Source organism: Paenarthrobacter sp. NPDC090517 (assembly GCF_044769165.1).
Classification (GTDB): domain Bacteria; phylum Actinomycetota; class Actinomycetes; order Actinomycetales; family Micrococcaceae; genus Arthrobacter.
In genome coordinates, this window is record NZ_JBIVXN010000001.1 from 1,111,026 (window position 1) to 1,137,469 (window position 26,444).

A 26,444-nucleotide genomic window follows, 5' to 3' on the forward strand; every position below is an offset into this window, starting at 1 on the left:
AGAAGGGGGGCGATGCGAGGCCTACTCTGCACCCCAAAACCCCGAAATACCCCGCAAAGCGGGCCTCACAACGAAAAAGGGGGGCGATGCGAGGCCTACTCTGCACCCCAAAACCCCGAAATACCCCGCAAAGCGGGCCTCACAACGAAAAAGGGGGGCGATGCGAGGCCTGCTCTGCACCCTAAAACCCCGAAATACCCCGCAAAGCGGGCCTCACAACCAATTAGAACAAGGAGTCCTGTAACGCCGGGATTTCCGTGGTGTGCGGGCCGAACTCGATCTTGCGGCCCTTCAAAGCACCCAGGTCTGCCACGAAGCTGCCCTCTACCTCGTTACCGGCAGCGTCCGGGAGGCCCGCCAAGGCGATCGCCCCGGAGAGGGAGTGGATCCGCAAACCGTGCCCGCCGCCGTCGAACGTTGCCGGGTACGGATGGCGACGCGCTCCTTCGGCGCCGGCAACACAGAGCTGCTCCGCCAACGGTGGCCGTTCCCACTCTTCCTCCACAACCGCGTAACCGGCCATCGCCAAGCCACCCAGCAGCTCGCGCACCCGGCCCGCGTGCTGGCGGTTCAGCGCCAAAAGCTCGACGCCGGCACGCGGCTCCACGAGTCCTGCGGCCTTGGCTGCCGAACGGACTTGTTGGACGAGACCGAGCTCGCGGGTCACCAGGTCCTCGAGAACACGAACGACGCGGCCGTCCTCGGCGTGCGCCACATAGGAGGCGTGCACAGCACCCTGTTCGGCGAGCCGATTCCACTTGCGCGGAGCAGAGGCCGTCCCGACTTTGGTGGCGCCGTTCCCGAACGTGGCCACGTAGAGCCAGTGGGGTTGCATCAAGTAGGCGCGCAGACCGGTGGGAACGGAGGTGCCGCGGTGGAAGTCGTGCATCAGCCTGGAGTCATCCCGCGCAAAGCAGGCCCCGCATTGCTTCCCACGCTCGGCTGGAGAACCGCTGCGGCACGGGACATGTGTCCGATCCCCGGGGCCGTGGACTTTGGTATGTCCAAGGCACCATAAGCCGGGGATAACGCGCAGGCCCAGGGTTGAACCCCGGGCCAACGCAACGTCACTGAATTCCGCGTCCGGCGTGAACATTCGCAGCGAAGGGAACGAAGTGTCCCAAGCGACCCCGTGAACAAGCATGCTTACAGGGAAGGCTGGACTCCGAAGGCCACTGCCAGCTTCATGATCTTCTCAGCACGGCCCAGGCGCGGGAGGTCGGAACCATCGCGGATGACACGGCCGTTGGCCTCGAAGTCATTCATGAAGTCCGTGGCCCAGGCGACGTCCGAAGGCGTGGGGCTGATGACTTCGTTGATCACGGTGGTCTGGTCGATGGCCAGGCAGAGCTTGCCGGTCATGCCCATGGTCACGGTGATGCCCGTCTGCTCGCGCAGGATGGGGTGGTTGGTGCCCACGGTGGGGCCGTCGATGGGGCCCGGCAGGTTACCAACGCGGCTGGCGACGACGAGCTTTGCGCGTGGGTAGGCCATGGCCTCCGGCGTAGCCGCCATGCCGGTATCGCGGCGGAAGTCGCCGGAGCCGAAAGCAAGACGGAAAGCACCCTGTGCACGGGCAATGTGGTTGGCTTCCTCAATGCCGAGGGCGGACTCAACCAGTGCGACCACGGGAGTCTTGCCGTCCATGCGGTGGTAGGACTCGGTGACCTGGTCAGCGGACTCGGTCTTGGCGAGCATGACGCCGAGCAAGCCCGGGGTGCCGCGCAATCCTGCGAGGTCATCGGCCCAGAACGGGCTGGTGGCGTCATTGATGCGGACCCATGCCTTGCCGCCGGCGGTCAACCAGTTGATGACATTCTCGCGGGCGATGTCCTTCTGGGAAGGGTCAACGGCGTCTTCGATGTCAAGGATGATGGCGTCTGCCCGTGAACCCGCGGATTCGTCAAAAAGCTCCGTCTTCATGGCATTCACAAGGAGCCAGGAACGGGCGATGTCGGCGGGAATATTGCGGGTAGGCCGAACTGATTCGGCGGCGATGCTAGACGTCATGTATCTACCGTATCCGTCCGGCACCCCGCACAGCGAAGATTTCCGCCCGGTTGTGAGGATCAATACGAACTAAACCCCATATGACTGTGGGGTCCCGCAGTATGAACGCCCGACGGCGGTACGCGCCAGTCATATCCGGCCCACCTGTCGCTGTTGTTCACAGGGCTAAACACTGCGTCTTTGTGTCCCAGGGTTGCTGGGAATGGCCCCGGATTTCGTTCCGTTTCGGGCTGTTTCGCAGCGTTTCCGAGGGTTACCGCTGCACTTCCCAGCCGGCGTCGGAATGGGCTTACATCGATCCCAAGCCGCTGCAAGGCCCCCAAGCCCTTGCGCAAGCCGGCCACCCAACAACATCACAACCCATCGAAAGTAGCTCCCATGAAACTGCACCTGCCCCTGCTGAGCGTCGCGGCCGCCGTCGTACTAGCGCTGACGGTGTCCGGCTGCGGCGGTGCAGCCGAAGCCGGGCAATCGAACGAATCCAGCAAGTCCGGCAACGAAATTACGGAACTCCGGTACCAAGGCTGGGCCAACCAGGTCACCTTCCCGGAACTTGCAGAAGACCTTGGATACCTGGGCGACGTCAAGCTGAAGTGGGTGGGAAACACCACCAGCGGCCCCCAGGACATCCAGTCTGCGGCCACAAACCAGACCGATTTTGGTGGCGCCTTCACCGGCGCCGTCACCAAGCTCATCGAAGCCGGAGCGCCCGTAAAGGGCGTCATCAACTACTACGGTGCCGATGAGAAGAACTTCAGCGGCTACTACGTGAAGGCGGACAGCGCCATCAAGGAACCGCGGGACCTGATCGGCAAGAAGATCGCCGTCAACACCCTCGGCGCCCACCATGAAGCCGTGATCAACACCTACCTGACAAAGAACGGGCTCAGCCAGGACGAGATCAAGCAAGTCCAATTGGTGCCACTCGCGCCGAATGACACAGAAGAAGCCATTCGTCGCGGACAAGTGGACGTCGGAACATTGGGGGGCGTCCTGCAGGACAGGGCCATCGAGGCCGGCGGGTTGAGGTCGCTGTTCAACGACTACGAGCTGTTTGGCACGTTCGCCGGCGGCCAGATTGTTCTCCGCAACGACTTCATCGAGAAGAACCCCACCACCACCCGGACCTTCACCACGGCCATTGCAAAAGCACTCAAGTGGGCCACTGAAACGCCCCGCGATGAGGTCATTGCGCGCTACACCAAAATCATCGAGAACCGTGGTCGCAATGAGAGCACAGCCAACCTGAAGTTCTGGAAAAGCCCCGGCGTTCCGGACAACGGCGTGATCAAGGATGAGGACTTCACCCGCTGGGAGGCCTGGCTGAACTCGTCGGGAATCGTCAAGGACAAACTCACGCCTTCCAAGTACTACACGAACGAGTTCAACGAGCTCGCTGCAGCGAAGGGATAGCCATGACCGCCAAAATCAGCCTCCGGAACGTCACCAAGGAATTCACGGTCCGGGCCACTAAAACCACAAGTGCCACCCGTCTCACCGCCATAGATTCTTTGAGCCTGGACGTTCACGACGGCGAATTCCTTACCCTGGTTGGGCCAAGCGGCTCAGGCAAGACCACACTCCTGGACCTCCTGGCCGGGCTCTCCACCCCGACTTCCGGTGAAGTCCTGGTGGATGGCAAAGCCGTCACAGGGCCGGGCAAGGACCGCGCCGTGGTGTTCCAGCAGTATGCGTTGTTCCCGTGGCGGACGGCGTCGGCCAACGTCTCCATCGGGCTCGAAGGTGCGGGCCCCGACGGCAAGAAGCTGAACCGCCGCGAACGCGCCGCTAAAGCCAGCGAATACCTGGCCCTGGTGGGGCTTGCCGGCTTCGAGGATCGCTACCCTCACGAACTCTCGGGCGGCATGAAGCAGCGCGTCGCCATCGCCCGAAGCCTCGCCTACGAGCCGGATGTGCTGCTGATGGATGAGCCGTTCGCAGCCTTGGACGCCCAGACCCGCGAGCAGCTTCAGGATGAGCTCCTCAGGATCTGGAAGGCCACCGGCAAGACCATCGTCTTCATCACGCACGGCATCGACGAAGCTGTGTACCTCGGCGAGCGCGTTGCTGTGCTGAGCGCCCGCCCCGGCCGGCTCAAGGAAATCGTGGAAATTGATATCCCGGACCGCGACGGCGACGAAGACATCCGTTCCAACCACGCCTTTGTGGAGCACCGCCACCAGGTGTGGACGCTCCTGCACGATGAAGTCCGCCGGGCGCAGGACGCCGGGCACCGCAAGATCCTGCCTGACGGCAGCGCACCGGACGAACCGGCAACCATTACCGAAAGGAGCGCCGCCTGATGACCACCACACTCACTCAAGCCGAAACTGCCGCCGCAGCGTCCAAGGCGGGTACGGTGTCTGACCCAGGCGCCGCCGTCGAGCCTTCAGATACTCAGGCGGCTTTCGATGCTCAGGCGGCAACTGAAGAGCGTTCGACGCCGGCACCTGGCCTGGCGCGACGCGTCGCCGGCGCCTTGGGGTCGGGTCTGTGGAAGTCCGCAGCGGTCCTGGCTTTCCTGACGCTGTGGGAGCTTGGACCCACGTATTTGGCAAGCCCGTCCACCAGGGTGTTCCTTCCGCCGCTGCATGAAGTGCTGTTGGCCTGGGGCAAGCTCTTCGAAGCAGGGACCATCCAGGGCCACATCGCGGCCAGCCTCACCCGGTCCGTGACTGGCTTCGGCGCGGCATTGGTGGCGGGTGTGTCGCTGGGCCTGCTCATTGCCTGGTACGGACGCCTGAACTCAGTCCTGAACCCGTTGCTGGAATTGTTCCGGAACACTGCCGCTCTTGCCTTGCTGCCCGTGTTTACGCTGCTGCTGGGCATTGGTGAGGAATCCAAGATCAGCATCGTGGCGTACGCGGCGTTCTTCCCGGTGCTCCTCAACACCATTGCCGGCGTGAAGACGGTGGACCCCCTGCTGATCAGGGCCGCTCGGTCCTTAGGTCTTAACAGCTTCAGGCTCTTCCAGAAGGTCATTCTCCCGTCTGCCGTGCCCACGATCTTCACGGGCATCCGTATGGCTGGCACCGCCTCCATCCTGGTACTGATCGCCGCTGAAATGGTGGGAGCCAAGGCTGGACTGGGTTACCTGATCGTGAATGCGCAGAGCAGTTTTCTCATCCCGGACATGTACGCAGGCATTCTCACGGTGTCCTTGCTGGGGCTCGGCGTGAACTTCCTTTTGGTTGCCCTTGAAAAGCACTTCTCCCGCTGGCGGACCGCTGTTGGCGCTGCCGCTTCCTGACCCACCCCGCGGCACCTGCCGCAACCATCACAACAAGATCCATCACAACAAGTAAGGAAAACGTCATGACCGTCATTACCGAAACCAAACTCGAGTTCGCCAAACTCGGCTCACGCATCGGCGCCGAGATCCGGGGCCTGGATATCAGCGGCGACCTGAGTCAGGAAACTGTTGCGCAGATCCGGGCTGCGCTGAACGAGCACAAGGCACTTGTTTTCCGCGAGGCCAACATCCTCACGGATGAAGCCCAGGTGAAGTTCGCCAACCACTTCGGCCCGCTCACCAAAGCGCACCCGACGGTCGCTTCGGTTGACGGCGAAGAGAATGTCCTGCCCGTGGACAGTGAGAATGGCTCGGCCAACAACTGGCACACGGACGTCACCTTCGTGGTCAACCCGCCGCAGGCGTCCACGCTGCGCAGCATCGATCTTCCCGCCTACGGCGGCGAGACCCTGATCGCGTCCTCGGCCGGGGCGTACCAGGACCTCCCGGAGGAGTTGCGGAACTTCGCGGACACCCTGTGGGCCATCCACACCAACGACTACGACTACTCGGTGCCCAAGAACCTTGAGCACTCCAACGCGGAAGAACGACGCAAGGAATTCACCCGGCTGAAGTTCGAAACCGCCCACCCCGTGGTGCGGGTCCACCCTTTGACCGGCGAGCGCGGATTGTTTATTGGGGGCTTCGCGCAGCGGCTCAGGATCGTGGGCTTGTCCAACACGGAATCCAAGGACATCATCCGCCTGCTGCAGGCTTACGTGACGCGGCCGGAGAACGTGGTCAGGGTGAATTGGGAGCCCAACCAGGTGGTCCTTTTCGATAACCGCATCACGCAGCACTACGCACCGGACAACTACGACGGCCAGCCCCGCAAGCTCAACCGCGTGACCATCGCGGGCGACATTCCGGTGAGCATCGATGGCAAGCCGAGCCAGGCCTTGCAGGGTGACTCAAGCACCTACTCCGTGGTGGCTCCGATCAGCAGCGCCTCGTAGTATGTGTTGCTGTTCGCACCCAACTGAGTCGCAGTTGAGGCCGTTCTGAGCGTTGGAAACGGCCTCAACTGCGACTCAGATGGGTTAAAACCGGTGTTAGGGGATGTTGTTTCCCCGCGCTGCCACCCACAGGCCATACCACTCGGCACGCGTCATGTCGGCAGCCACGGAGGCGGCATCGGCGCAGGCAGCAATTCGGGCAGGATTGGTGGTTCCCACTACCGGCGAGATCCTGGCCGGGTGCTTCATGAGCCAGCCCAGCAGTACCGACTCCGGCGTGGTGTTCTTCTCCCCCGCCAAGTTTTCAAGCATGTCCGCGGTGGCCGACTCAGCCGGCGAATGCTCCGCGGACGGCGCACCTGTATAGCGCCCTTGGGCCAACGACCCGTATGCCTGCAGTTCGATTCCCTTGGCCATGCAGTGCTCAAGAGTCCCGTGCGGAAAGCTGTATTCCAGATTCTCCGCATGGTTGACCAGCACGGTACTCTCCAGCCAGCCCCGGCGAAGCAGGCTCATTTCCAGCTGGTTCGCCACGATGGGCGCCTCCAACTCGTCCTGCAGGAACGCGATCTGGGCGCCGGACATGTTGGACACACCCAACTGCCGCACCTTGCCTTCCGCCATGAGCTGTCCGACGGCGTCCGCCACCTCCCGCGGGTCCATTAACGGATCGGGCCGGTGCAGGAGCAGCACGTCCACGTAGTCCGTTTGGAGCCGCTTCAGGCTTTCATTGACCCGTTCAAGGATGGCGACACGGCTTAGGTCGTAGTGCGTCTCCAGTCCGCGCTCCCCCAGCCTGATCCCGCATTTGGTCTGAAGCTGGATCTTGTCTCGCAGACCCTGCGAACGGGCGAGGACTTCCCCAAAGACGGCCTCGGACTTTCCGCTGCGATAGATATCCGCATGGTCGAAAAGCTCAATGCCAATCCCCTGCGCAGCTTCAATCACCGCGGCTGCCTGATCGATCTCCGAAGGCCCGTAGGACGTGCCGTCCCAAGGGCCGCCGAGTCCCATGCAGCCGTAAATGAGGCGTCCCCGCCCGTTCACATTCGTCATAACTTCAGTATTGTCCCCAGCGCTTACGCGTTGGTGACAATCCAGGCGGTGGTGTCGGAAGGCAGCATGCCATCCTCCAGCGGTGCGCTGGTAACCACAACGGTTCCTTCCGGAAGCTCCACAGGCTCGCTGCCGAAGTTGGTCACCGTGTGCCAGCCATCAGGACGGCTGAAGTGCAGCACATCCTGGTTGCCGGTTTCCACCCACTCAAGTTCCTCGTCGGTTTGGAGTTCGCTGCGCAAGCCCAGAGCCTTGCGGTAGAGCTCAAGGGTGGAACCTTCCACGCCCTCCTGCCTGGAGACTGCGTAGTCCTTGAACCACTCCGGCTGCGGGAGGTGTGCTTTGCCCGCGCCGAATCCGAAGGAAGCACCTTCTGCGGTCCACGGCAGCGGCACACGGCAACCGTCACGGCCAATCTCGACGCCGGGGTTCCGGAAGAAGGACGGGTCCTGGCGTTCAGAATCAGGAATTTCCGAGACTTCACGCAGCCCAAGCTCTTCACCCTGGTAGAGGTAGGCAGAACCAGGGAGCGCAAGCAGCAAGAGCGTCGCGGCGCGTGCACGACGCAAGCCAAGTTCGACGTCGAGCTCTTCCGCCGGCGCGCCGGCCAGCAGCCACCCCTTGCCGTCCTGGCCCTTGGGCTTGCCGCCGGTGATGTCCTGCGCCGCATTGGTTCCCTGCGCTACGGAACCGCCCTTGGGCAGGCCGTAACGGGTGGCGTGGCGGACGACGTCGTGGTTGGAGAAGACCCACGTGGAGGATGCTCCCGATTCCTTGGCCGCTACAAGGTTGTCCGTGATGATCTTCCGGAAAGAGGCAGCGTCGTAGTCGGATTGCAGGAGGTCGAAGTTGAAGGCCTGGCCCAGTCCTTCAGGGCTGGCGTAGCGCGAGCGGCGGGACTCGTGGACCCAGGCCTCGGCGACGGCAGTGCGCGGAGGGTTGTACTCGTTGAAGAGTTTGCGCCACTCGGCGTAGACCTCGTGGACTTCGTCGCGGTCCCAGAAGGGGTGCGAACCGTCGGTGAAGCCGTCCGTACCGTGGGCCTTGGCTTCCAGGTCAGCCTTCATGGGCAGCGGTTCGGAAAGATCCTTGGCCATGCCGTGGGCAACGTCAATGCGGAAACCGTCCACGCCGCGATCCGACCAGAAGCGCAGGGTCTTCAGGAAGTCTTCGCGGACCTCCGGGTTCTCCCAGTTGAAGTCCGGCTGCTCCTTGGCGAAGATGTGCAGGTACCACTGTCCGGGCGTGCCGTCAGGTTCGGTGATCCGCTCCCAGATGGGTCCGCCGAAGACAGAGTCCCAGTCCGACGGCGGCAGCTCGCCGTTTTCGCCCCGGCCGTCGCGGAAGATGTAGCGCTCGCGTGCCGCGGAGCCCTTGGGTGAGGCCAGCGCTTCCTTGAACCACTCGTGGCGGTCGGAGGAGTGGTTGGGAACGATGTCCACCACGATCTTGATGCCCGCAGCATGCAGGGCGGCGGCCATCTCGTCGAAGTCCTCAAGGGTCCCCAGTTTAGGGTCCACATTGCGGTAGTCGTCCACGTCGTAGCCGCCGTCCGCGAGCGCCGACGGGTAGAAGGGGCTCAGCCAGACGGCGTCGATCCCCAGCTCCTTCAGGTACGGGACTTTGGCAGTGATGCCCTTGATGTCTCCGAGCCCGTCACCGTTCGCGTCGTGGAAGCTGCGCGGGTAGATCTGGTAGACGGCCGCTTGGCGCCACCAATTCGGATCGGACATGCGGTGGGCGTCGGTGCGGTGTGCCTGAGTGGCGGAAGTGCTCACGAAACTCCTTTGATTTAGAATCTAAATTTATCTTCCGGACCAGTATGAAACGCCGGTCCGGGAAGGTCAACAACGGCTAGCCCTTAACGGCACCTTGTGTCACGCCGGCCATGACCCAGCGCTGCGTAAACAGGTAAGCAACGATCGCCGGCGCCATCGCCATCAGGTAAGAGGCGAAGGACACGTGGTAGTTGTTGCTGAACTGCGTTTGGAAAAGGTTCTGCCGCACAGGAAGCGTCTGCATTGCCGGATCGGAAATAATCAGCGACGGCATCATGAAGTCATTCCATGCGTAGAGGAACGCGAAGATCCCCACGGTTGCGCTCATCGGTGCCAGCAGCGGAAAAATCAGTTTCCAGAAGGTCTGCCAGGTTGTTGCGCCGTCTATCCTGGCGCTCTCTTCCAGTTCCATCGGGATCGAACGGAGGAATGCGGTGAAGAGCAGGACGCTGAAACTTAGCTGGAACATGGTGGCCAGAAGGATCACGCCGAACGGGTTTTCCAGGCCAAGGCGGCCGGTGAGCTGGATCTGGGGCAGCGCAACCACAGGGAAGGGGATGAACATGGCCCCCAGAAGGTAGAAGAACGAGTACCTGAACAGCCTCCGTTCCCAATTCCGCACGATCGCGTAGGAGGCGAAGGCGGCCAGGATGATCGTGGCAAGGACGGTCCCCGCCGTCACCAACAACGACATCGCGGCCCCCACCGGGAAGTTGGTGAGGGTCCAGGCCTGGACGAAACCCTCGAGGCTAAAGGGTGCAGGGAAGGAGAATGCATTGCCATCCACCGCCTGCCCCTGGGTCTTGAAAGCCATGGAGACGGTGACGTACAGGGGAAGAAGCACAGTCACTGCACAAAGAACGAGGACTGTGGTTGCCGGCCAGTTGACGCGTTCAACTTTGGAGCTGGATTTTTTGGTCATCAGTTGGTTGGTCATTACAGTGCATTCCGTCCGCGAGTCAGCGAGAGCTGTACGAGAGAGATGAGGATGGCGACCACGAAGAAGATCGTCGCGTTGGCCATCTGATAGGCGTAGTCGCCGCCGTTGAAACCGGATATGACAGTCATCGCGATGCTCCGGGTAGATGTCCCCGGGCCTCCGTTCGTTAGCCCGACGATGATGTCGTAAGCATTGAGGAAGCCCTTGAACCCGAGAATGATATTGATGACCACGTAACCGGCCACCAGCGGAAGCGTGATCTTCAGAAGCTGCTGGGATTTGCTCGCCCCGTCGATTTCCGCGGCCTCGTACACATCCCCGGGCACCGCAACCAGGCCCGCAATGTAAATGAGCAGAGCCCCGGGGACTGCCTGCCACGCTGTGACCAGTACGATCGCGATCCATGCGAGGTCGGGATTGGCCAGCAGGCTGCTTTCCAGCCATGGAATTCCTGCCGCAGCGCCGAGGGACGGCAGCGAGTTCGAAAACAGGAAGTTGAAGACGTAGGCGATGATGATGCCGGAAACCACCATGGGGATGACAAAAATGGTCCGGAGTGCCGACTTCATCCGGATTCGCGCGGTGAGCCCGACAGCTAGAAGGAAGGCGATCACGTTCACCGCGATCACTGTGACGATGGAGAATCCGAAAGTGAAGAGGTAACTCTGCAGGATCGCCGGATCACTGAAGATCGCAATGTAGTTGGTTAGGCCGATGAACTCCCAGTCACCGATTCCAATGGAGTTCGTGAAACTGAAGAAGATGCCCATGATGCCCGGAATCGTGATGGCCAGCGTAAACAGAATGAGGCTGGGCACCAGGAAAAGGTAGAAGATCGGTTCAACGCGCCGCCTGCTGCGCGGGGCTTGGCGATCCTGCTTTTGAAGGCCCTGCTTGGATGTTGTGGGGGTGGTGATGGTGGACATGTAGCTGACTCCCTATGGTCTGCACTACTGGCGGAACGCCAGGCGCGCCCAATCTGCGTCGAGGGTGCGGAGGGTGGATGCAGGGGGCGCGCCGAACACGATTGCCTGCGTGTAGTTCATGATGGGGATGGTGCGGGGAACGAGCACCGAGGGACCCTGATAAACCTTGCCGTCGTCGTAGTACTCCACCATTCCCTCAATCCGGGGGTCCGGGACGTTTTCGGTTTCCTTGGTGGGCGTGAAACCCAGTTGCGATTTGTTGTAGGCATCAATCACCTCGGGCCGATACAAATACTCGAGGAAGCCACGCGCAGCGTCCTTATGCTTGGAGGCCTCCGGGATCCAGGCCGCGAGGTCCACGTTGACGCGAACGCGCAAGTCCTTGGGGTCCTCTGTCATCGGCAGCGGAAAGGTTCCGAGCTTCAGGTCGGGGGCTGTCTTGGCGATTTCGCTGAAGGCCCACGGACCTTGCAGATACATCGCAGCTTTGCCCTGTGAGAACGCCAGGTTGCCGTCGCCGTACGCCCGGCTCGCAGCGTCCTTGTTAACGTAGCTCTTTGCCAGCGTCAACATCTTCTGGACGGGCTGTTCAAAATCCTTCTGGAATGAAACTGAAGACTCCGGCCCAACATCCACACCTTCAGCTTCGAGCTTCTTGAAGAAGTCAAGGGTGTCCACTTGGCCGCCTACCGAGTAGTCAAACCACCCTTGGGCGATGGTCCAGTCATCCTTCCAAGTGGCGTAAAACGGTGTTACTCCAGCGGCCTTGAGGGCTTCACACGCTGCGATCAATTCGCTCCAGGTGGTAGGCACGGCGATGTTGTTGGCAGCGAAGATTTCCTTGTTGTAGATCACGGAGGACGCCATGACCGAATACGGCAGCGCACTGGTCCGGCCGGGATACGAACCGTACTGTTCCATGAGCGGACGGAGGTCCTCGCGAATGCGGGATGCTGCCTCCGTCCCTGACAAGTCGCTCAACGCTCCTCGCTGGACGAACCGGGACGTTTCCATGTTGTAGTTAGCAAGGGCGATGTCCGGCGGATTGCCGCGAACGAAACTTGCGGACACGACGTCGACGCCGGAAGTGTCGAGTACCACCTCGGTTTCGTCCTGGGACGCGTTGTAGTCGGCAACAAGTTTGGTCATGAACCCGATGGCTTCCCGTTTGCTGAACGTGAAGCGGATCGTCTCTTTGTCCGAATCCCCGCTACTACCCGAGTCCCCGGTGCAGCCGGAGAGCAGGCCTGCGAGCAGTGCCATGCCCAGCCCTATTGCTGCAAAGCGTTTCCTGCGTGTCGATTTCACAGACACCGTAGCCCTTTCGTCTTGCGGACCTCAGTGGCCGCATTCCCATCGTGCGGCGCACCATGCGCATCGCCACCCGAAGTTTAGATAGGAGCTAAATTTATGTCCTATCGCTAACCATGTTGAGTGATGCCCGCCACAGGGTCAAGAGTTTCGCGAAATGCGTCGTCATCTAAATTTATGTACTAAATTTAGAGAGACCGCTCTATCACTCCGATAGGGCGGCTGAAAAGTGGGAGCTCCGAATGCAGACCGGGACCGCACCGTCAACGCAACTGGTTCGCAGGGTCAACGCCAGCGCCATGCTCAAAGCCATGCGCGGCGCCGGCATCGTCACCGGCACCGAGCTGATGGCCGCCACCGGGCTCTCACGAGCCACCGTCATTTCGATCTGCGACGAACTGGTCCGGCTCGGCTGGCTTCAGGAATTGGAGAACCAGCGAGGAGCCGGTGATTACGTCAAGGGCAGGCCTGCGCGGCGCTTCGCTTTTGACGACAGCGCGGCCAGCGTGATCGGCATTGACATAGGTGCCAACAAGATCACAGCGATTGTGGCCGACATGGCCGGTACGCCCTTGTCCCAGGTCACGATGCCTTTCCGCGCCTACAACGTCCCGGCCAAGGAACGCGTAGACGTGCTGGACAGCATCGCGGCAGAGGCCTTGGAAAAGGCGGGCGTATATGCCGACTCAGTCCTAGCCGTGTCTGTTGGCGTCGCTGCCCCGGTCAGCCGCGCAGGCGAGGTCCTCAGGGCACAGGAATTCTGGAAATCGTTCGATGTCCGCAAGATCGTGTCCGAGCGCCACGGTTGGCACGTACTCTTGGAAAACGACGCCAACCTCGCAGCCCTCGCAGAACGCTGGCAGGGCAGCGCACAGGGAGTCGACAATCTGGTAGTCATGCTCGCCGGCGACCGTTTGGGGTCCGGCATCCTCGAATCCGGCCGTTTGCTCCACGGGCAGGTTGGTGGTTTCGGGGAACTGGGATACCTGGACAACGTGGACGGTGTGGGCGACACATACGGCATTGCCCACTACGCAACCTTATGGGGCCGGGAAGCCCTCGATTCCGGCGCGGAAACTAAACTGCGGGAACTGTGCGGTGGTGATCCCGAAGCCCTGACGGCAGAGATGGTTTTCAGGGCGGCAAAAGAAGGCGACCGCGCAGCCCACAAGATCATGGACCGTATGGCGCACCGCATGGCCCGAGTGGTCGGCTCCATCAGTACGTTGGTCAATCCCGAGCTGGTGGTTATTGCCGGAGCCGTCGCGGATTCTGCACAGACCCTGATCCCGGCCATGGAAAAGCAGGTGCCCGACTTCACCTTCACTCCCCCACGCCTGGCAACATCAGCCCTGGGAGATGGCATTGTGTCCCTCGGCGCGATCCGCCACGCGTTGGACTACGTGGAAGAGAATGCACTGGATCTCTATCCGGCCTCACTGTCAAAGCAAGTTGCCGCCGGCTGATCAGGGGTTGCACCTCTTCCGGGGCTGATCCCGGCGCCGGCCCTATTCCGGCATGGACATTGTCCGCAGGTCCAGTTGCCGCAGGACCCTGTCAGCCACTTCCGGATCGGTCCCTGGCTCGTTGCGGGCTGCCACCACTTCCTGGCGGGCGGCATCGAGGGCGATGGTCTGCACTGCGATGGACAGTTCCCGACCACGCTTGCGCTTCTCAGCAACGGATTCGTTCTGCAGCGTGCCATCCAATAGCTCGGCATGGAGGCGGCGCATCTTTTCCTTGACCAAGGCCACCTTCTCGGCAGGGAGCTCCTTCATGAGGTCATGGTCTTTCAAAGCAGCCACGGCAGCCGACTGGGCCCGCTTGGCAAGGACCTTGGCCGCGTCCTGCTCATGTGATCCGTCCTCCGTCGCATCCAGGACGCGCATGAGCCACGGCAGCGTGAGCCCGGGGAGGACCAAGGTGGCCAGGAGCACCGCGCAGGCAATCACCAGGATCTCGTGACGGGCCGGGAAGTCGCTGCCATCCGGCAAGGTCATGGGGAGGGCCAAAGCAAGGGCCAGGGTGGCCAGGCCGCGCATGCCGCACCATGTCAGGATCAGCACTTCCTTGGGCGACGTCGGTTGCAACAGGTTTCTGCGCCTACGCGCAGTGAGGGCGAGGAGGCCCAGCCAGAGGAAGCGCACCACGAATACCAGGACGCAGATCACTACGGCCATGCCGATCATCCCGAAAATGGCAGTACCTTCATCGCGGATGACGTGACGGATCTCCAGCCCCACCAGCCCAAAGGCCAGCCCGGTGGCCAGCAGCTCCACCACGTCCCAGAAGGCGGTGCGCGTAATCCGCTCTGCAGCGTCCTGCGGCCGCGTATGACGCTGCAGTTCCAGGGCGGTGACGACGACGGCCACCACACCTGAGGCGTGCAGCTCTTCCGCGAGAATATAGGCGGCAAAAGGAACCACCAAGGTCACTGCGCTACGGGCAACCATGGAGGTAACCAGCTTGGTGATGAACTTGGTCAACCAGCCCATCGCGATGCCAATCAGAACAGCCAGCGCAGCGCCAATGACGAACTGCGGAATAACTTCCGGCCCCACCTCCTTGCCGGACATTGTTGCTGCCACTGCTGCCTGGAAGATCACAATTGCCGCGGCGTCGTTGAAGAGGCCCTCGCTCTGGAGGACCGTGATGAGCCGGCGCGGCATGTGCACGCGGCCCGCCACGGACTCCACGGCAACGGGGTCCGGCGGGGCCACCATGGCACCCAAGGCAATGGCAGCCGGGATACCGATGCCCGGAATCATGAGCCACGCAGCGCCAGCCACCACTGCCGTGGACACCACCACCAGGGCTACGGCCATCAGCAGCAGTGTCCGCCAACGCACACGGAAAACCGCCCAGGAACTCTTCTGCGCCGTTGCGAAAAGCAGGGGCGGAAGGAAGATGGGGAGGATCAGTTCAGGCGAGATCTCAAACTCGGGGAAGCCGGGAATGAAAGTGAGCGCAACAGCCAGGAGCAGCATCAGGACCGGGTAGGGAAGCCGAAGCCTGTCCCCCAAGCCCACTGCCACAACCGTTGCAAGCAGCAACCCGACAATGAGCGCCAACTGATCCATTTTCCTGCTTCCCCTGAAGTTGCACGGCACTTCCCCAGGCGAAGCCGAAAAAGTTCCCTACCAACATATCCCGGTGCACAGGCCTATCCCGGCGAACAGGCAACGCTTGTATTAGCAGCGATTGAATCAACAGCGCTGTATCAGTCCTCCGTCAGGGCGTCCACAACATCGTCGGTACCATCCTTGAACGTGATGGTCCGGTGAATGGTCCCCGGCAGTTCCAAGACGGCCGCTGTCACCAAGGCAACGTTGGCCCTAGAGGTCTCCGTGCCATTGCCGGGGTTGGCTGGATCCGTTTCGATCAGCCCGGTCGCAGGCTCGTTCGTCAAAGTTCCCGGGCCCAGGACGGTCCAGTCCAGGTCAGTGCCCCGCAGGTATTCGTCGGCCGCCGCTTTGGCCTCGGCATAAGCGAAGAACGGGTGGTCTTCCGGGACGCCGTGATCTTTGGCGGCTCCGATGTAGGACACCATCACGTATCGCTTGACGCCGGCCTCGGCCGCCGCATCCATCGAGCGGATGGCTGCGTCACGATCCACGGCGTAGGTCCTGGCAGGATTGCCTCCGCCGGCGCCGGCCGACCAGACCACGGCGTCGTGGCCCTTGAACGCCTGGGCGAGTTCCGCCGTCGTCGAATTTTCCACGTCCAGCACCTCAGCATTTGCGCCGGTCTCCGTGACATCTGCCACATGATCGGGATTTCGGATGAAGGATGTGACGTCGTGACCTTCGCCACTAAGAATGCGGGACAGATGCAGGGCCACTTTCCCGTGGCCGCCTATGATTGCGATTCGGCTCATGGACCCATTCTGTCCCACTGAACGAAAAAAGACCCCGCAGGCGAATGCTGCGGGGTCTTGCTCTGTAGCGGTGGGGAGGCTCGATCTCCCGACCTCACGATTATGAGTCGTGCGCTCTAACCAACTGAGCTACACCGCCACGAATGAGAAAAACCTGTGTCAAGCCGGTCAAAACCGCCTTGACACAGGCCCTCATCCAGAGCCCCCCACCGGAATCGATCCGGTGACCTCGTTCTTACCAAGAACGCGCTCTACCACTGAGCTAGGGGGGCAACGAGTAAATACTCTACCGGACGTTTTCGGAAGCTACAAATCGGTGAAAAAACGCGGAAAAACAGCGCCGACACAATTTGCGAAGACGCGAACTTCCTGATCTATATTTCGCACCGCCGGCAACCGCCGTCAGCGCTTTTGGCGGATCGAATCAGGGCAGCCGGAGCACCTGCCCAGGGTAGATCCGGTCCGGATTGGGTACCGTATCTGCGTTGGTGGCGATGAACGCTCCGAGGTCCACGCCGTACTGCGCAGCGATTCCACTCATGGTGTCTCCCTGCTCCACCACCACCTCTGTGACCCGCGGTGCCACCGGCCCCGGCTGGCCGGTCCCTGCAGCGGCCTCTGAGGCGGCCTCCTGCGCCTGCGGCTGAACCTCCGGGGCCTCAGGTTCCAAGCCCTCTTGCTCGGCCTCCTGAGCTGCTGCGGCGTCCGCAGCTGCCTGCTGCTGGGCTGCCTGTGCGGCAGCAGCCTCCGCAGCGGCCGTATCCGCAGCGGAAACCTCGACAGCGGCAGCATCCTCCGCTGCCTGGCTCGCCGCACTCCGGTCTACCGCACCATGCTTCACTTCAGCCTGGTTCACTTCAGCCTGGTTCGCTTCGGCATGGTCTACAGGAGCTGCCCCGCCCCTTTCACCAGCGCCCTTGCCACCGAAGCCCAGGTTCTTCTTCACGTTATCCAGCAATCCCATGGAGCACCCTCCCGATTTTCTGCTTGCGTTCAGCCGTGCCTCGATCGTACGGCCGAGCCCGTCCCCATGGAACCCGGTGTCGTTCGGGACTCCCGCCGCAGAAGGGCCGGAAAAGCGAACAAGGCCAGGCGTGAAGCGTTAAACGCGTCAGGGGGCCGGCTCGAAAGCCGACCCCCTGACGGGAACTACTTAGTGATGATCACCAAGGCAGTGTTTACCACTTGCCCTTGCGGTTGAAATCGCGGTGTCCGCCTTCGCCGCCGCTGCGGGGCTTGCGTGCGCCGTCACCGTGACCGCCGAAGCGTGAACCGCTGGCCTGTCCGCGATCGCGGTCGCCGAAGCTGCCTGCGGTGCGCTCAGAGCGGTCGCTGTAGGAGCGGCCGCCGCGGTCAGCGGAGGTACGCTCGCCGTCGGACTTGCGGAAGTCCTTCTTGAAGCCACCGGCACCCTTGAAGTTTCCGCCGCCACGGTTTTCGCGGTCGCCGTAGCCACCACGTCCACCAGCGCCGCCACCCTGGTAGCTGCCACGGTCGCCGCTGGGCCTGCGGCCGTTATCCAGCTCGAGGTTGATCAGTTCGCCACCGATGCGGGTGCGGGACAGTGCGCGCAGCTGCTCGGGGCTCAGGTCTGCCGGGAGCTCCACCAGGGAGTGGTCCGAGCGGATGTCGATGCCGCCGATCTGTGCGGACGAGATACCGCCTTCGTTGGCAATTGCACCAACGATGGAGCCCGGCATGACGCGCTGGCGGCGTCCCACGGAGATCCGGTAGGTGGCGTTGCCCTCGGTCAGTGCACGGGTCGGGCCACGGGAACCGAAGCCGTCCTTGGAGCGCTCGCGCTTCTGGTACTCAGGAGCGGCAGGCAGTTCCTTGACCAGCAGCGGCTGTCCACCCTGGGCCATGACGGCCAGGGCTGCAGCGATTTCCGACGCCGGAACGTTGTGCTCTTCTTCGTAGGAGGAGATGAGGTCGCGGAACGCTGCAACATCCTCGGACTCGAGGGTCTCGGTGATGCGCTCGGCGAACTTGCCCAGGCGAAGAGTGTTGACGGTCTCGGCGGTAGGCAGGTGCATCTGCTCCACCGGCTGACGCGTGGCCTTTTCGATGGAGCGCAGCAAGTACTTTTCACGCGGCGTCATGAACAGGATGGCATCGCCGGAACGGCCTGCACGGCCCGTACGGCCAATGCGGTGCACGTAGGACTCAGTGTCGTGAGGGATGTCGTAGTTGATCACGTGGCTGATGCGCTCAACGTCAAGGCCACGGGCCGCGACGTCGGTAGCAACCAGGATGTCGATGCGGCCTTCCTTCAGCGCGTCCACAGTGCGTTCGCGCTGCTGCTGCGGGATGTCGCCGTTGATGGCGGCAGCCTGGAAACCGCGGGCCTTGAGCTTGTCGGCCAGGTCCTCGGTAGCCATCTTGGTGCGCACGAAGGCGATAACGCCGTCGAATTCTTCAACCTCGAGGATGCGGGTCAGGGCGTCCAGCTTGTGCGGGCCCATGACCTGAAGGTAGCGCTGCTTGGTGTTGGCGCCGGTGGTGGTCTTGGACTTCACCGAGATCTCGGCCGGGTTGTTCAGGTACTGCTTGGACATGCGGCGGATCTGGCCCGGCATGGTGGCAGAGAACAGCGCAACCTGGCGGGTTTCCGGGGTCTGCTGGAAGATCTGCTCTACGTCATCGGCAAAGCCCATGCGCAGCATCTCGTCAGCTTCGTCCAGCACCAGGTACTGGAGTTCGGACAGGTCCAGGGAACCCTTGGCGATGTGGTCGATTACGCGGCCGGGGGTACCGACAACAACCTGTGCGCCACGGCGCAAGCCCGCGAGCTGGGGACCGTAAGCCGAGCCACCGTAAACCGGGAGCACGGTGAAATCATCAATGTGCTTGGCGTAGGAGGTGAAAGCCTCCGCAACCTGGAGAGCCAGTTCACGCGTCGGAGCCAGGACCAGGGCCTGGGTCTTGCGGGACGGGCCGTTAAGGTCATGAAGTTCGGCCAGGCGGGACAGGGCGGGAACAGCGAAAGCTGCGGTCTTGCCGGTACCGGTCTGGGCGAGGCCAACTACGTCGCGGCCTTCGAGGAGCAGCGGGATGGTGGCTGCCTGGATGGGGGACGGCTTCTCGTAGCCGACGTCCTGCAGGGCGGCCAGAACGCGTCCGTCGATGCCAAGATCGACGAAGCGGACGCCTTCTTCTTCCTCTTCTTCTGCCTTGGGGGCAGGAGCTTCAGTGAAGGTGGGTGCTGCAGTCTCGGCTGCAGCGGTCTCGACGGGGGCAGCGGCAGCAGCCGGTGCTTCAGCTTCGGCGGGTGCGGAGGTCTCTGCTACATCAGCGGACTCAGCAGTGTTGGCGTCGAAGTTTTCGTTGAGATTTTCGGTCATAGGGGGAAATTCCTCATCCATAGGGCAGTCGGCGCGACCCGGTTGGGCTGGCCGCATTACTCGTCGCGAGAAACAGGAAAAGGTGCCCTGCTTTCGCAAGAAGTCCGGCGCTATCGCAATCCCATGGCAGGACTTCCCGCTGCATCTCTTGGCTGCTATCCCAGCAGTCTGTACAGCGTTTTCTTTAGCCGGCTCTCCCTATGAAAATGCCCGCACACATTTGCGGGCCCCAACACTTACCAGTCCTGCCTCAAGAATTGGGCAGGATAAAGGGATTTCCGGAGTGGGGGATATTTCAAGTGTAGGGCACGGAGGCCCATCACCGCGAGTTGAGAGTCCGGGAAGTCCGGGTGAGCTTGTTCACACCGGGTCGCAAGGCTCCCCCACCGGGGCTTCTAGAGCCCGTTTCTCCGCAGTACCTTTTCGAAGACCGGGTGGTAGTCCTCCTGCAAACGGATTTCCCCATCGGCGTCCGCATCCAACAGGATCTGCACCAGTTCAGGGCTGGGCTCGCTGAACCACTGCCCCACAGTAATGCCGTGTTTGGGGACGAAGGTGCGGTGGATGTGGTCGCCGGCGGAAATGGTGCCTGTCTTGATCACCCGGAGGTAGGTTCCAACCCGGCCAGCCTGCGTGAAACGCTTCACCCATTGAGATTCGCCGATCACCCGTTGGAACGTAGCGCACGGTACGCGCGGGGACGTGACTTCCAGCTCCACATCCAGGCCGATCTTCCAGCGTTCCCCGATGACCGCGCCCGTGGTTTCGATTCCGGCCACACGAAGGTTCTCCCCGAAGACACCAGCCGGCAACTCCCGCTGCAACTCACCTGACCAGTAGTCCGCATCCGCCTGCGAATATGCGTACAAGGCTTGGTCTTCGCCACCGTGGTCCACCCTGTTTGCCTGCACATCCCCGTGGAGCCCAAGTTTGTGAACCTTGACTGGCCCCTCCACCGGACGCTTGTCCATGCCGGTGACTCCCACACTCCCATCGGGGTCGGGCAGCAACTGGTGGACACGGCAGACGGCGAGGAGGGATGCGGTGTTCATGGTCACCAGTGTACGGACGGGCAGCTCCAAGATTAAGGATCGAATCGGTAGCCCATACCGGCTTCCGTGTGCAGGTGCCGGGGCTCGGCAGGATCCCGCTCCAGCTTTCGCCGCAGCTGGGCTATGTAGACGCGCAGGTACTGCGTTTCCTTCGCGTATGCCTGCCCCCAGACCTGAGTGAGGATCTGCTGCTGGCTCACGAGCTTCCCCTTATTACGGACCAGCAACTCCAGGATGTTCCATTCGGTGGGCGTCAGGCGCACTTCCGAGCCATCCTTGAGAATCTTCTTGCCCGCCAGGTCAACCATGAAGTCCGTGGTGGCCAGCGTTGGTTCCTCATGTTCGGTCACCACCCGGCGCGAAGCGACCCTCAACCGCGCCAGCAGCTCATCCAAACCGAAAGGCTTGGTCACGTAGTCGTCCGCACCGGCGTCGAGCGCTTCAACCTTGTCCTCCGAGGCGTGCCGGGCGGACAGCACAATGATGGGCATACTGCTCCAGCCGCGGATGCGTCTGATGATCTCCACCCCGTCCATGTCCGGCAGGCCAAGGTCCAGCACCACGATCTCCACCGGTTGCTTGGCAGCGGCTTGCAGGGCGTCGGCGCCATTGCCCACCGTCAGTGCTTGGTAGCCATGTGCCTGAAGGGTGATCTGCATGGCCCTGGCGATACGGGCTTCGTCCTCGACGATCAGCACCAACGTCATTGCGGGCCCCCGGTCCACAGCGGCAACGTGACCACCATGGTCAGCCCGCCACCCGGCGTCGGCTCCGCTGCGAGCCTGCCGCCCATGGCCTCGCTGAAACCCTTCGCGACAGCCAGTCCCAAACCAATCCCGCCACCAGCACTGGCCCTGCCTTCCACCGCAGGCGACAGCGATGGCGACGGTGAATCACCAAAGCGCTGGAACGGTTGGAAAATATCCACCACTTCCTTCTGCCCGACTCCGCTGCCGTGATCGATGATCCTCAGTTCGCTGGCGGGCCGGTCCCCCAAGGTAATGCCGGCGCCGGCACGGGCAGTGAGGACCACATCCGAGTCAGGCGCGTACTTCACGGCGTTCTCCACGATGTTGGCCACCACCCGCTCGAGCATTCCGGCGTCGGCCTGGACCGGGGGAAGGTTGGGCGCAAGTTCATTGCGCAAACGCTCTTGGGGAATTCCCCTTAGCGCCTGCGGCAGCACCTCAGCCCACACAATTCCGGTCAACAGCGGGTTGACCGCGTCCGCCGTGATACGGGACATGTCCAGGAGGTTGTCCACCAAATGGTCCAGTCGGTCCGCATAATCCTCGATGGTCTCCAGCAACTCGCGCTCAACATCCGGCGGAAAATGCACATCCTCCTGGCGCAAGCTGCTGACAGCGAGCTTGATTCCGGCCAAGGGAGTCCGAAGGTCATGCGACACAGCGCGCAGGATGGACGTCCGCATCTTGTTGCCCTCGGCCAACCGCACGTTATCCCGCCGGCTCTTCACCAGCTGCTGCCTCTCCCGGACAGCCACCACGAAAGCCCCGAACGCAGCCAACATCCGTTGGCGTTGCGCTGATAACGGTCCGCCGCGCAACAGCAGGGTGTAATGGGGATCGACGACGGCGGTGTGGTCGGCGGCGGCATGGGTCAACGGCGGATTCGGGCCGGCACTCGCCAGGACACGCAACTCGGGTTGGGTACCGGCTGACGCCGTACCCGAGGCTCCGGGCGTCTGACCTGATGAACCTTGGCCCCACGAACCCAGGAGCGTTACTGCCTCCATGCCCAGGTTGCTCCGCACTTTTTCAAGAAACGATTCCAAGCTCCCATCCGAGCTAAGGATTTGCAGGGCGAGCCCACTGAGGGCCGTGGCCTCGGCCCCGGAGCGAGCCGCTTCCTGAGCGCGGCGGCTTGCCAGGCCCACGGCGAGCGCCACTCCACAGGCCACGGCAAGGAAAACCACCAACGTGAACAACGTGGTGGGATCAGCGATGGATAGGGACCCAACGGGGTCGGCGGAGAAGTAGTTAAGGAGGAAGCTGCCCAGGACCGCGGCCACCACTGCCGGCCACAAACCACCGATGGCCGCCACCGCAACAGCTACTGCCAGTTGCAACAGCATGATCATGGCGAAGTTGCGGAATCCGAAGACAGTGACCATGAGTTCAATGCCGGGCGGCAGCAGGACAGCCAACACCAGGCCAGTGATGACGCGGGCGGAGCCAATGCCGCGGACCGGCGGAAGCCGCAGCAGCACGCCGTCGTCGACGTTGCTTTGTGCTTCTGGTCCCGGCATGGCTACATCCTTACACGGTTCCGCAGATGGGGACTTCTTCCCATTTACGGCTGTCACCCGTGCCTGCACCGCGCACAGGGACTAGGCTTGCTCTGAGCATTCTGGTCCGGCGTGGCGCCGGACACTTCAACGGTCTATCCAGGGGGATACACATGGACCCGAAAGACAGCCCTGACGCGGCCGGCAACAACGGCCGCGGCAGGGATAACAACGGCGACTTCGGAGCGGGCAACAACCAGCCCAAGCCTCCTCCATGGCAGGTACCCAAACCTGAACTCCATCCTGAGCTGTTCACACCTGTGGAAAGCGACCCGGCGCAAGGCGGCCCCGCGCAAAGCGGCCCCGGCAACGGGAGCACAGGGAAGAGGAAGAAAGCTCCTGCTGGGGCACCGCAGCCCGGGGCATTCCCAACCGGGGCACCCCAGCCCGGCCAACCCCTCCCCGTGATCGATCCCTTCGCCAAAGAACGCGAACGCGGTGAGGCCGAGGCAGCAAAGAAGAAAAAGCGCTCGCAGCGCCGCACCGTGGTGGTGGGTCTCGGTGTCACTGCCCTCCTGGCCGGAACCATCACCGCGATCGTGGCCAGCAACGAGAAGGAAGCTGATTACGCGCAGGTCTGTTTCAATGAGGAAACCGGCGAGCGCGTTGACGACAACCAGTGCGACAACAGCAGCTCGGCGGGCCGAAGCTCAGGTGTCTACGCCTGGTACTTCTACTCACGCGGAGCCAGCGTGCCTGCCGTGGGCCAGAACCGCAGCTCCTACCCGAGCTATACCAAGAACGTGCCTACGGACGCCAAGACTTCCAAGGGTTACAGCACCAAGGGCGGCACAGTAAGCCGCGGCGGCTTCGGCAGCAGCTCCAAAAGCGGCGGAAGCTCGGGAGGCTAGGCGTGCGTCGACTGCCCTCCGAGCCCAGGCCGGACTGGAAGCAAAAGATCGAAGAACAGGGCCTGGTATTTTCCACTACCACCATGCCCGATGGCCGGAAAATCGAATACTGGAACGAATCGGCGTACTACGAATTCACCATGGACGAGGTGGAAACCCTCGAGAAGACGGCCGAGGACATGCACATCATGTGCTTGGAGGCCGCGAAGTACCTGGCCACCGGGGCCATGGGCGATATCGGCATTGGGCAGCAGGCGTTGGAACTCGCCGGCGAATCACTGCTGGCCGCCGACATGGACATCTACGGTCGGTTCGACTTCATCTATGACGGCAAGGGCGGTCCGGCCAAGATGCTGGAGTACAACGCCGATACCCCCACCGGACTGATCGAAGCCTCCGTTGCCCAATGGTTCTGGCTGCAGGACGTTTTCCCGGAGAAGGACCAGTGGAACGGCATCCATGAGGCCCTGATCCGGCAGTGGAAGAAGCTGCAGTTCCGTACCGGCATGAGCACCCTGCACGTTGCCCACTCGGAGGCGGAGGAATCCGGCGAGGACTGGATGACAGCGGCCTACATGCGGGATGTCGCAAGCCAGGGCGGGTGGACCACCATTGGCATCAACATGTCCGATATTGGCTGGGACCCCAACCTGAACCGGTTCGTGGACCTGGACAACTTCATGATCAGCACCATGTTCAAGCTGTACCCGTGGGAACTGATGATGAAGGAGCCTTTCGGACACCGCCTCCTCCAGCGCGCCCACAACCCGCGCTGGGTTGAGCCGGCATGGAAGATGCTGCTGTCCAATAAGGCCTTGCTGGCGGCGCTATGGCATCTCTACCCCAACCACGAAAACCTGCTTCCCGCCTACCTCGGCGATCCAGGTCCCCTCAAGGAATGGGTGGCCAAGCCGCTGCACGGACGTGAGGGCGACAACATCCGCATCCATGCCCCAGGCATCGAAATCCAGCAGCCGGGTGGATACGGACGCGAAGGCTGGTGCTTCCAGCAGTACCACTCCCTCCCCGACTTTGACGGGAACCACCCAGTACTGGGTCTCTGGGTAGTGGATGGCGAATCCGTGGGTTGTGGCATCCGCGAATCCGACGGACCCATCACGGACTACTTCTGCCGCTTTGTCCCCAACACCATCGACGCCCCGGCGCCTGTCGCGCCCCCTGCTACTTCCTACGGAGCTGCACTATGAGCACTGAAATTTCGACGCCGGGTGGCGGCTCAGCGGGCGGCGACCGTACCGCCGTCGTACCTTCCAAAGGCCTCCACGCCGGGATCCTTGACCTGGGCGACTCCGTCATGCTGGGCCTTGCGTCCACCGCCCCCGTCTACTCGCTGGCCGCCACGCTGGGCCTCATTGTCGCGGTCAACGGCAACTACACTCCCCTGATTCTGATCCTCGGCTTCATCCCGGTGTTGTTCATTGCCTACGCCTTCCGTGAGCTCAACAGCGCCATGCCCGATTGCGGTACTACGTTCTTCTGGGCCCGGAAAGCCTTCGGGCCGTGGGCCGGTTGGCTGGGCGGCTGGGGCGTGGCGCTCGCGGGCGTGGTGGTGCTGGCCAACCTGGCTCAAATCGCGGGCAAGTATCTGTGGTTGCTGATCGGGGACGGTTCCTTGGCCGACAATACGTGGCTGGTGACGGCTACGGGCGTGTTGTTCATCGTGTTCATGACGTATGTGAACCATCGCGGCATCCGGCTGGGCGAGCACGTCCAGCGCACCCTGACCTATATCCAGTACATCTCGTTGGGCATCTTCGCTGTGGCCATCGTCTTCCGGATCGCTGGTGGAGCGCCTGAAGGGCAGGCCTTCGATTTCGAGTGGTTCAACCCGGCCGGCGCCTTTGCCGATCCCGGTGCCGTGGTCCACGGTGTCCTGCTTGCCTTGTTCATTTATTGGGGCTGGGACACGTGCCTGGCGCTGAACGAGGAGACGGAAAACCCGGCCAAGACCCCCGGTCGTGGCGCCGTGATTTCGGCCTCTGTCCTGGTGGCGATCTACGTTTCCGTAGCCCTCCTGGTGATGATGTACGCCACGATCGGTACCGACGGCATCGGGCTGGGCAACGAAGCCAACCAGGACGACGTCTTCCTGGCCATGAAGGACGTCGTGTTGGGCCCTTGGGGCTGGCTGATCATCGTGGCCGTGCTCGCATCCGTCCTGTCCTCCACACAGACAACCATCCTCCCGACCGCCCGCGGAACCCTGTCCATGGGCGTCCACGGTGCGCTGCCGCCCCGATTCGGTAAGGTCCACGAGCGCTTCATGACTCCCGGCTTCTCCACCCAGGTGATGGGTGCGGTGGCCGTGGTGTACTACGTGGCCATGAGCTTCCTGAGCGAAAACCTGCTCTCGGACTCCATCAGCGCCATCAGCCTGTTCATCGCGTTCTACTACGCGCTAACCGGCTTCTCCTGCGTGTGGTTCTTCCGCTCTACGCTCCGGGACTCGGCGCGGAACCTGTGGTTCCGCGGCATCCTGCCGTTCCTCGGCGCACTGTCCCTCACCGTGGCGTTCTTCATCTCCGCAGTCCAGATGTGGGATCCGGCGTATGGCGACACGCAGATCTTCGGCATTGGCGGGGCGTTCGTCAGTGGCGTGCTGCTGCTGGCTCTGGGCGTGGTTTTGGCCGTGGTGTGCCGCTTCGCACCCTCCACCCGTGGCTACTTCACGGGTGAACGCGCAGAGGCTGGGGCGGTCCGGGGCGAGTAGGCTGTGCTGCCG

General features: G+C 62.4%; 22 protein-coding genes and 2 tRNA genes. 8 read left to right on the forward strand and 16 right to left on the reverse strand.

Annotated features, from left to right (window positions below; all coding sequences use genetic code 11):
- Positions 1–223: 223 nt before the first annotated feature.
- Both ACIQTW_RS05180 and ACIQTW_RS05185 read right to left on the reverse strand, forming a co-directional pair.
- The gene (locus ACIQTW_RS05180) at positions 224–1,144 is read right to left on the reverse strand and encodes a DUF2797 domain-containing protein (RefSeq protein WP_402934368.1); all 921 of its coding nucleotides are present in this window, start codon (positions 1,142–1,144) and stop codon (positions 224–226) included.
- 2 nt (positions 1,145–1,146) lie between these two features.
- Positions 1,147–2,010, reverse strand: a complete 864-nt coding sequence (locus ACIQTW_RS05185) for an HpcH/HpaI aldolase/citrate lyase family protein (RefSeq protein WP_402934371.1) — start codon at positions 2,008–2,010, stop codon at positions 1,147–1,149.
- 378 nt (positions 2,011–2,388) lie between these two features.
- Here ACIQTW_RS05185 and ACIQTW_RS05190 point away from each other — a divergent pair, with 378 nt between their 5' ends.
- The 4 genes from ACIQTW_RS05190 to ACIQTW_RS05205 all read left to right on the forward strand — a co-directional run bounded on the left by ACIQTW_RS05190 (position 2,389) and on the right by ACIQTW_RS05205 (position 6,258).
- Positions 2,389–3,423 carry an ABC transporter substrate-binding protein gene (locus ACIQTW_RS05190; RefSeq protein ID WP_402934374.1) on the forward strand — a complete coding sequence of 345 codons (1,035 nt, stop codon included), beginning with the start codon at positions 2,389–2,391 and terminating at the stop codon, positions 3,421–3,423.
- Between the two features lie 2 nt (positions 3,424–3,425).
- Entirely contained in the window at positions 3,426–4,313 is an 888-nt protein-coding gene (locus tag ACIQTW_RS05195; RefSeq protein ID WP_402934377.1) for an ABC transporter ATP-binding protein, read from the forward strand.
- On the forward strand, positions 4,313–5,260 hold the full coding sequence (locus ACIQTW_RS05200; RefSeq protein ID WP_402934380.1) for an ABC transporter permease: 948 nt from the start codon (positions 4,313–4,315) through the stop codon (positions 5,258–5,260). The genes ACIQTW_RS05195 and ACIQTW_RS05200 overlap by 1 nt, the downstream gene beginning before the upstream one ends.
- A 65-nt stretch (positions 5,261–5,325) precedes the next feature.
- On the forward strand, positions 5,326–6,258 hold the full coding sequence (locus ACIQTW_RS05205; protein ID WP_402934383.1) for a TauD/TfdA dioxygenase family protein: 933 nt from the start codon (positions 5,326–5,328) through the stop codon (positions 6,256–6,258).
- 96 nt (positions 6,259–6,354) lie between these two features.
- Here the strand turns inward: ACIQTW_RS05205 and ACIQTW_RS05210 are convergent, their stop codons facing one another.
- The 5 genes from ACIQTW_RS05210 to ACIQTW_RS05230 form a co-directional block, all read right to left on the reverse strand.
- Positions 6,355–7,314: an aldo/keto reductase family oxidoreductase gene (locus tag ACIQTW_RS05210; protein ID WP_402934386.1), complete on the reverse strand. Its 960-nt coding sequence runs from the start codon at positions 7,312–7,314 to the stop codon at positions 6,355–6,357.
- Between the two features lie 23 nt (positions 7,315–7,337).
- Positions 7,338–9,092: a glycoside hydrolase family 13 protein gene (locus tag ACIQTW_RS05215; protein ID WP_402934389.1), complete on the reverse strand. Its 1,755-nt coding sequence runs from the start codon at positions 9,090–9,092 to the stop codon at positions 7,338–7,340.
- A gap of 76 nt (positions 9,093–9,168) precedes the next feature.
- On the reverse strand, positions 9,169–10,029 hold the full coding sequence (locus tag ACIQTW_RS05220) for a carbohydrate ABC transporter permease (protein ID WP_402934391.1): 861 nt from the start codon (positions 10,027–10,029) through the stop codon (positions 9,169–9,171).
- Positions 10,029–10,958: a carbohydrate ABC transporter permease gene (locus tag ACIQTW_RS05225; protein ID WP_402934394.1), complete on the reverse strand. Its 930-nt coding sequence runs from the start codon at positions 10,956–10,958 to the stop codon at positions 10,029–10,031. The genes ACIQTW_RS05220 and ACIQTW_RS05225 overlap by 1 nt, the downstream gene beginning before the upstream one ends.
- A gap of 24 nt (positions 10,959–10,982) precedes the next feature.
- Complete coding sequence (locus tag ACIQTW_RS05230; RefSeq protein WP_402934396.1) at positions 10,983–12,272, reverse strand: ABC transporter substrate-binding protein; 1,290 nt, start codon at positions 12,270–12,272, stop codon at positions 10,983–10,985.
- Between the two features lie 239 nt (positions 12,273–12,511).
- Here ACIQTW_RS05230 and ACIQTW_RS05235 point away from each other — a divergent pair, with 239 nt between their 5' ends.
- Positions 12,512–13,735 (forward strand): ROK family protein, encoded by a 1,224-nt coding sequence (locus ACIQTW_RS05235; RefSeq protein ID WP_402934398.1) that lies wholly within the window; start codon positions 12,512–12,514, stop codon positions 13,733–13,735.
- A gap of 42 nt (positions 13,736–13,777) precedes the next feature.
- Here the strand turns inward: ACIQTW_RS05235 and ACIQTW_RS05240 are convergent, their stop codons facing one another.
- The 9 genes from ACIQTW_RS05240 to ACIQTW_RS05280 form a co-directional block, all read right to left on the reverse strand.
- Positions 13,778–15,349, reverse strand: coding sequence for a Na+/H+ antiporter (locus ACIQTW_RS05240; RefSeq protein WP_402934401.1), 1,572 nt, complete (start codon positions 15,347–15,349; stop codon positions 13,778–13,780).
- Between the two features lie 140 nt (positions 15,350–15,489).
- Positions 15,490–16,146, reverse strand: a complete 657-nt coding sequence (locus tag ACIQTW_RS05245) for an NAD(P)-binding oxidoreductase (protein ID WP_402934404.1) — start codon at positions 16,144–16,146, stop codon at positions 15,490–15,492.
- A gap of 65 nt (positions 16,147–16,211) precedes the next feature.
- Positions 16,212–16,285 (reverse strand) — tRNA-Met (locus ACIQTW_RS05250).
- Positions 16,286–16,346: 61 nt separating this feature from the next.
- Positions 16,347–16,418: transfer RNA gene (locus ACIQTW_RS05255), tRNA-Thr, on the reverse strand.
- Positions 16,419–16,570: 152 nt separating this feature from the next.
- Complete coding sequence (locus ACIQTW_RS05260; RefSeq protein ID WP_402934407.1) at positions 16,571–17,110, reverse strand: LysM peptidoglycan-binding domain-containing protein; 540 nt, start codon at positions 17,108–17,110, stop codon at positions 16,571–16,573.
- A gap of 214 nt (positions 17,111–17,324) precedes the next feature.
- Complete coding sequence (locus ACIQTW_RS05265) at positions 17,325–19,490, reverse strand: DEAD/DEAH box helicase (protein ID WP_402934410.1); 2,166 nt, start codon at positions 19,488–19,490, stop codon at positions 17,325–17,327.
- Between the two features lie 395 nt (positions 19,491–19,885).
- Positions 19,886–20,542: an MOSC domain-containing protein gene (locus ACIQTW_RS05270; protein WP_402934413.1), complete on the reverse strand. Its 657-nt coding sequence runs from the start codon at positions 20,540–20,542 to the stop codon at positions 19,886–19,888.
- 32 nt (positions 20,543–20,574) lie between these two features.
- Positions 20,575–21,249, reverse strand: coding sequence for a response regulator (locus ACIQTW_RS05275; RefSeq protein ID WP_091469103.1), 675 nt, complete (start codon positions 21,247–21,249; stop codon positions 20,575–20,577).
- On the reverse strand, positions 21,246–22,811 hold the full coding sequence (locus ACIQTW_RS05280) for an ATP-binding protein (RefSeq protein ID WP_402934417.1): 1,566 nt from the start codon (positions 22,809–22,811) through the stop codon (positions 21,246–21,248). Before ACIQTW_RS05280 ends, ACIQTW_RS05275 begins: the two co-directional genes overlap by 4 nt.
- Positions 22,812–22,963: 152 nt before the next feature.
- Here ACIQTW_RS05280 and ACIQTW_RS05285 point away from each other — a divergent pair, with 152 nt between their 5' ends.
- From ACIQTW_RS05285 to ACIQTW_RS05295, 3 genes are read left to right on the forward strand one after another with little or no spacing between them, the layout of a single operon-like run.
- Complete coding sequence (locus tag ACIQTW_RS05285) at positions 22,964–23,701, forward strand: Tat pathway signal protein (RefSeq protein WP_402934419.1); 738 nt, start codon at positions 22,964–22,966, stop codon at positions 23,699–23,701.
- Positions 23,702–23,703: 2 nt separating this feature from the next.
- Positions 23,704–24,909, forward strand: a complete 1,206-nt coding sequence (locus ACIQTW_RS05290) for a glutathionylspermidine synthase family protein (RefSeq protein WP_017200211.1) — start codon at positions 23,704–23,706, stop codon at positions 24,907–24,909.
- Positions 24,906–26,432: an APC family permease gene (locus ACIQTW_RS05295; protein ID WP_402934422.1), complete on the forward strand. Its 1,527-nt coding sequence runs from the start codon at positions 24,906–24,908 to the stop codon at positions 26,430–26,432. Before ACIQTW_RS05290 ends, ACIQTW_RS05295 begins: the two co-directional genes overlap by 4 nt.
- Positions 26,433–26,444 lie beyond the last annotated feature (12 nt).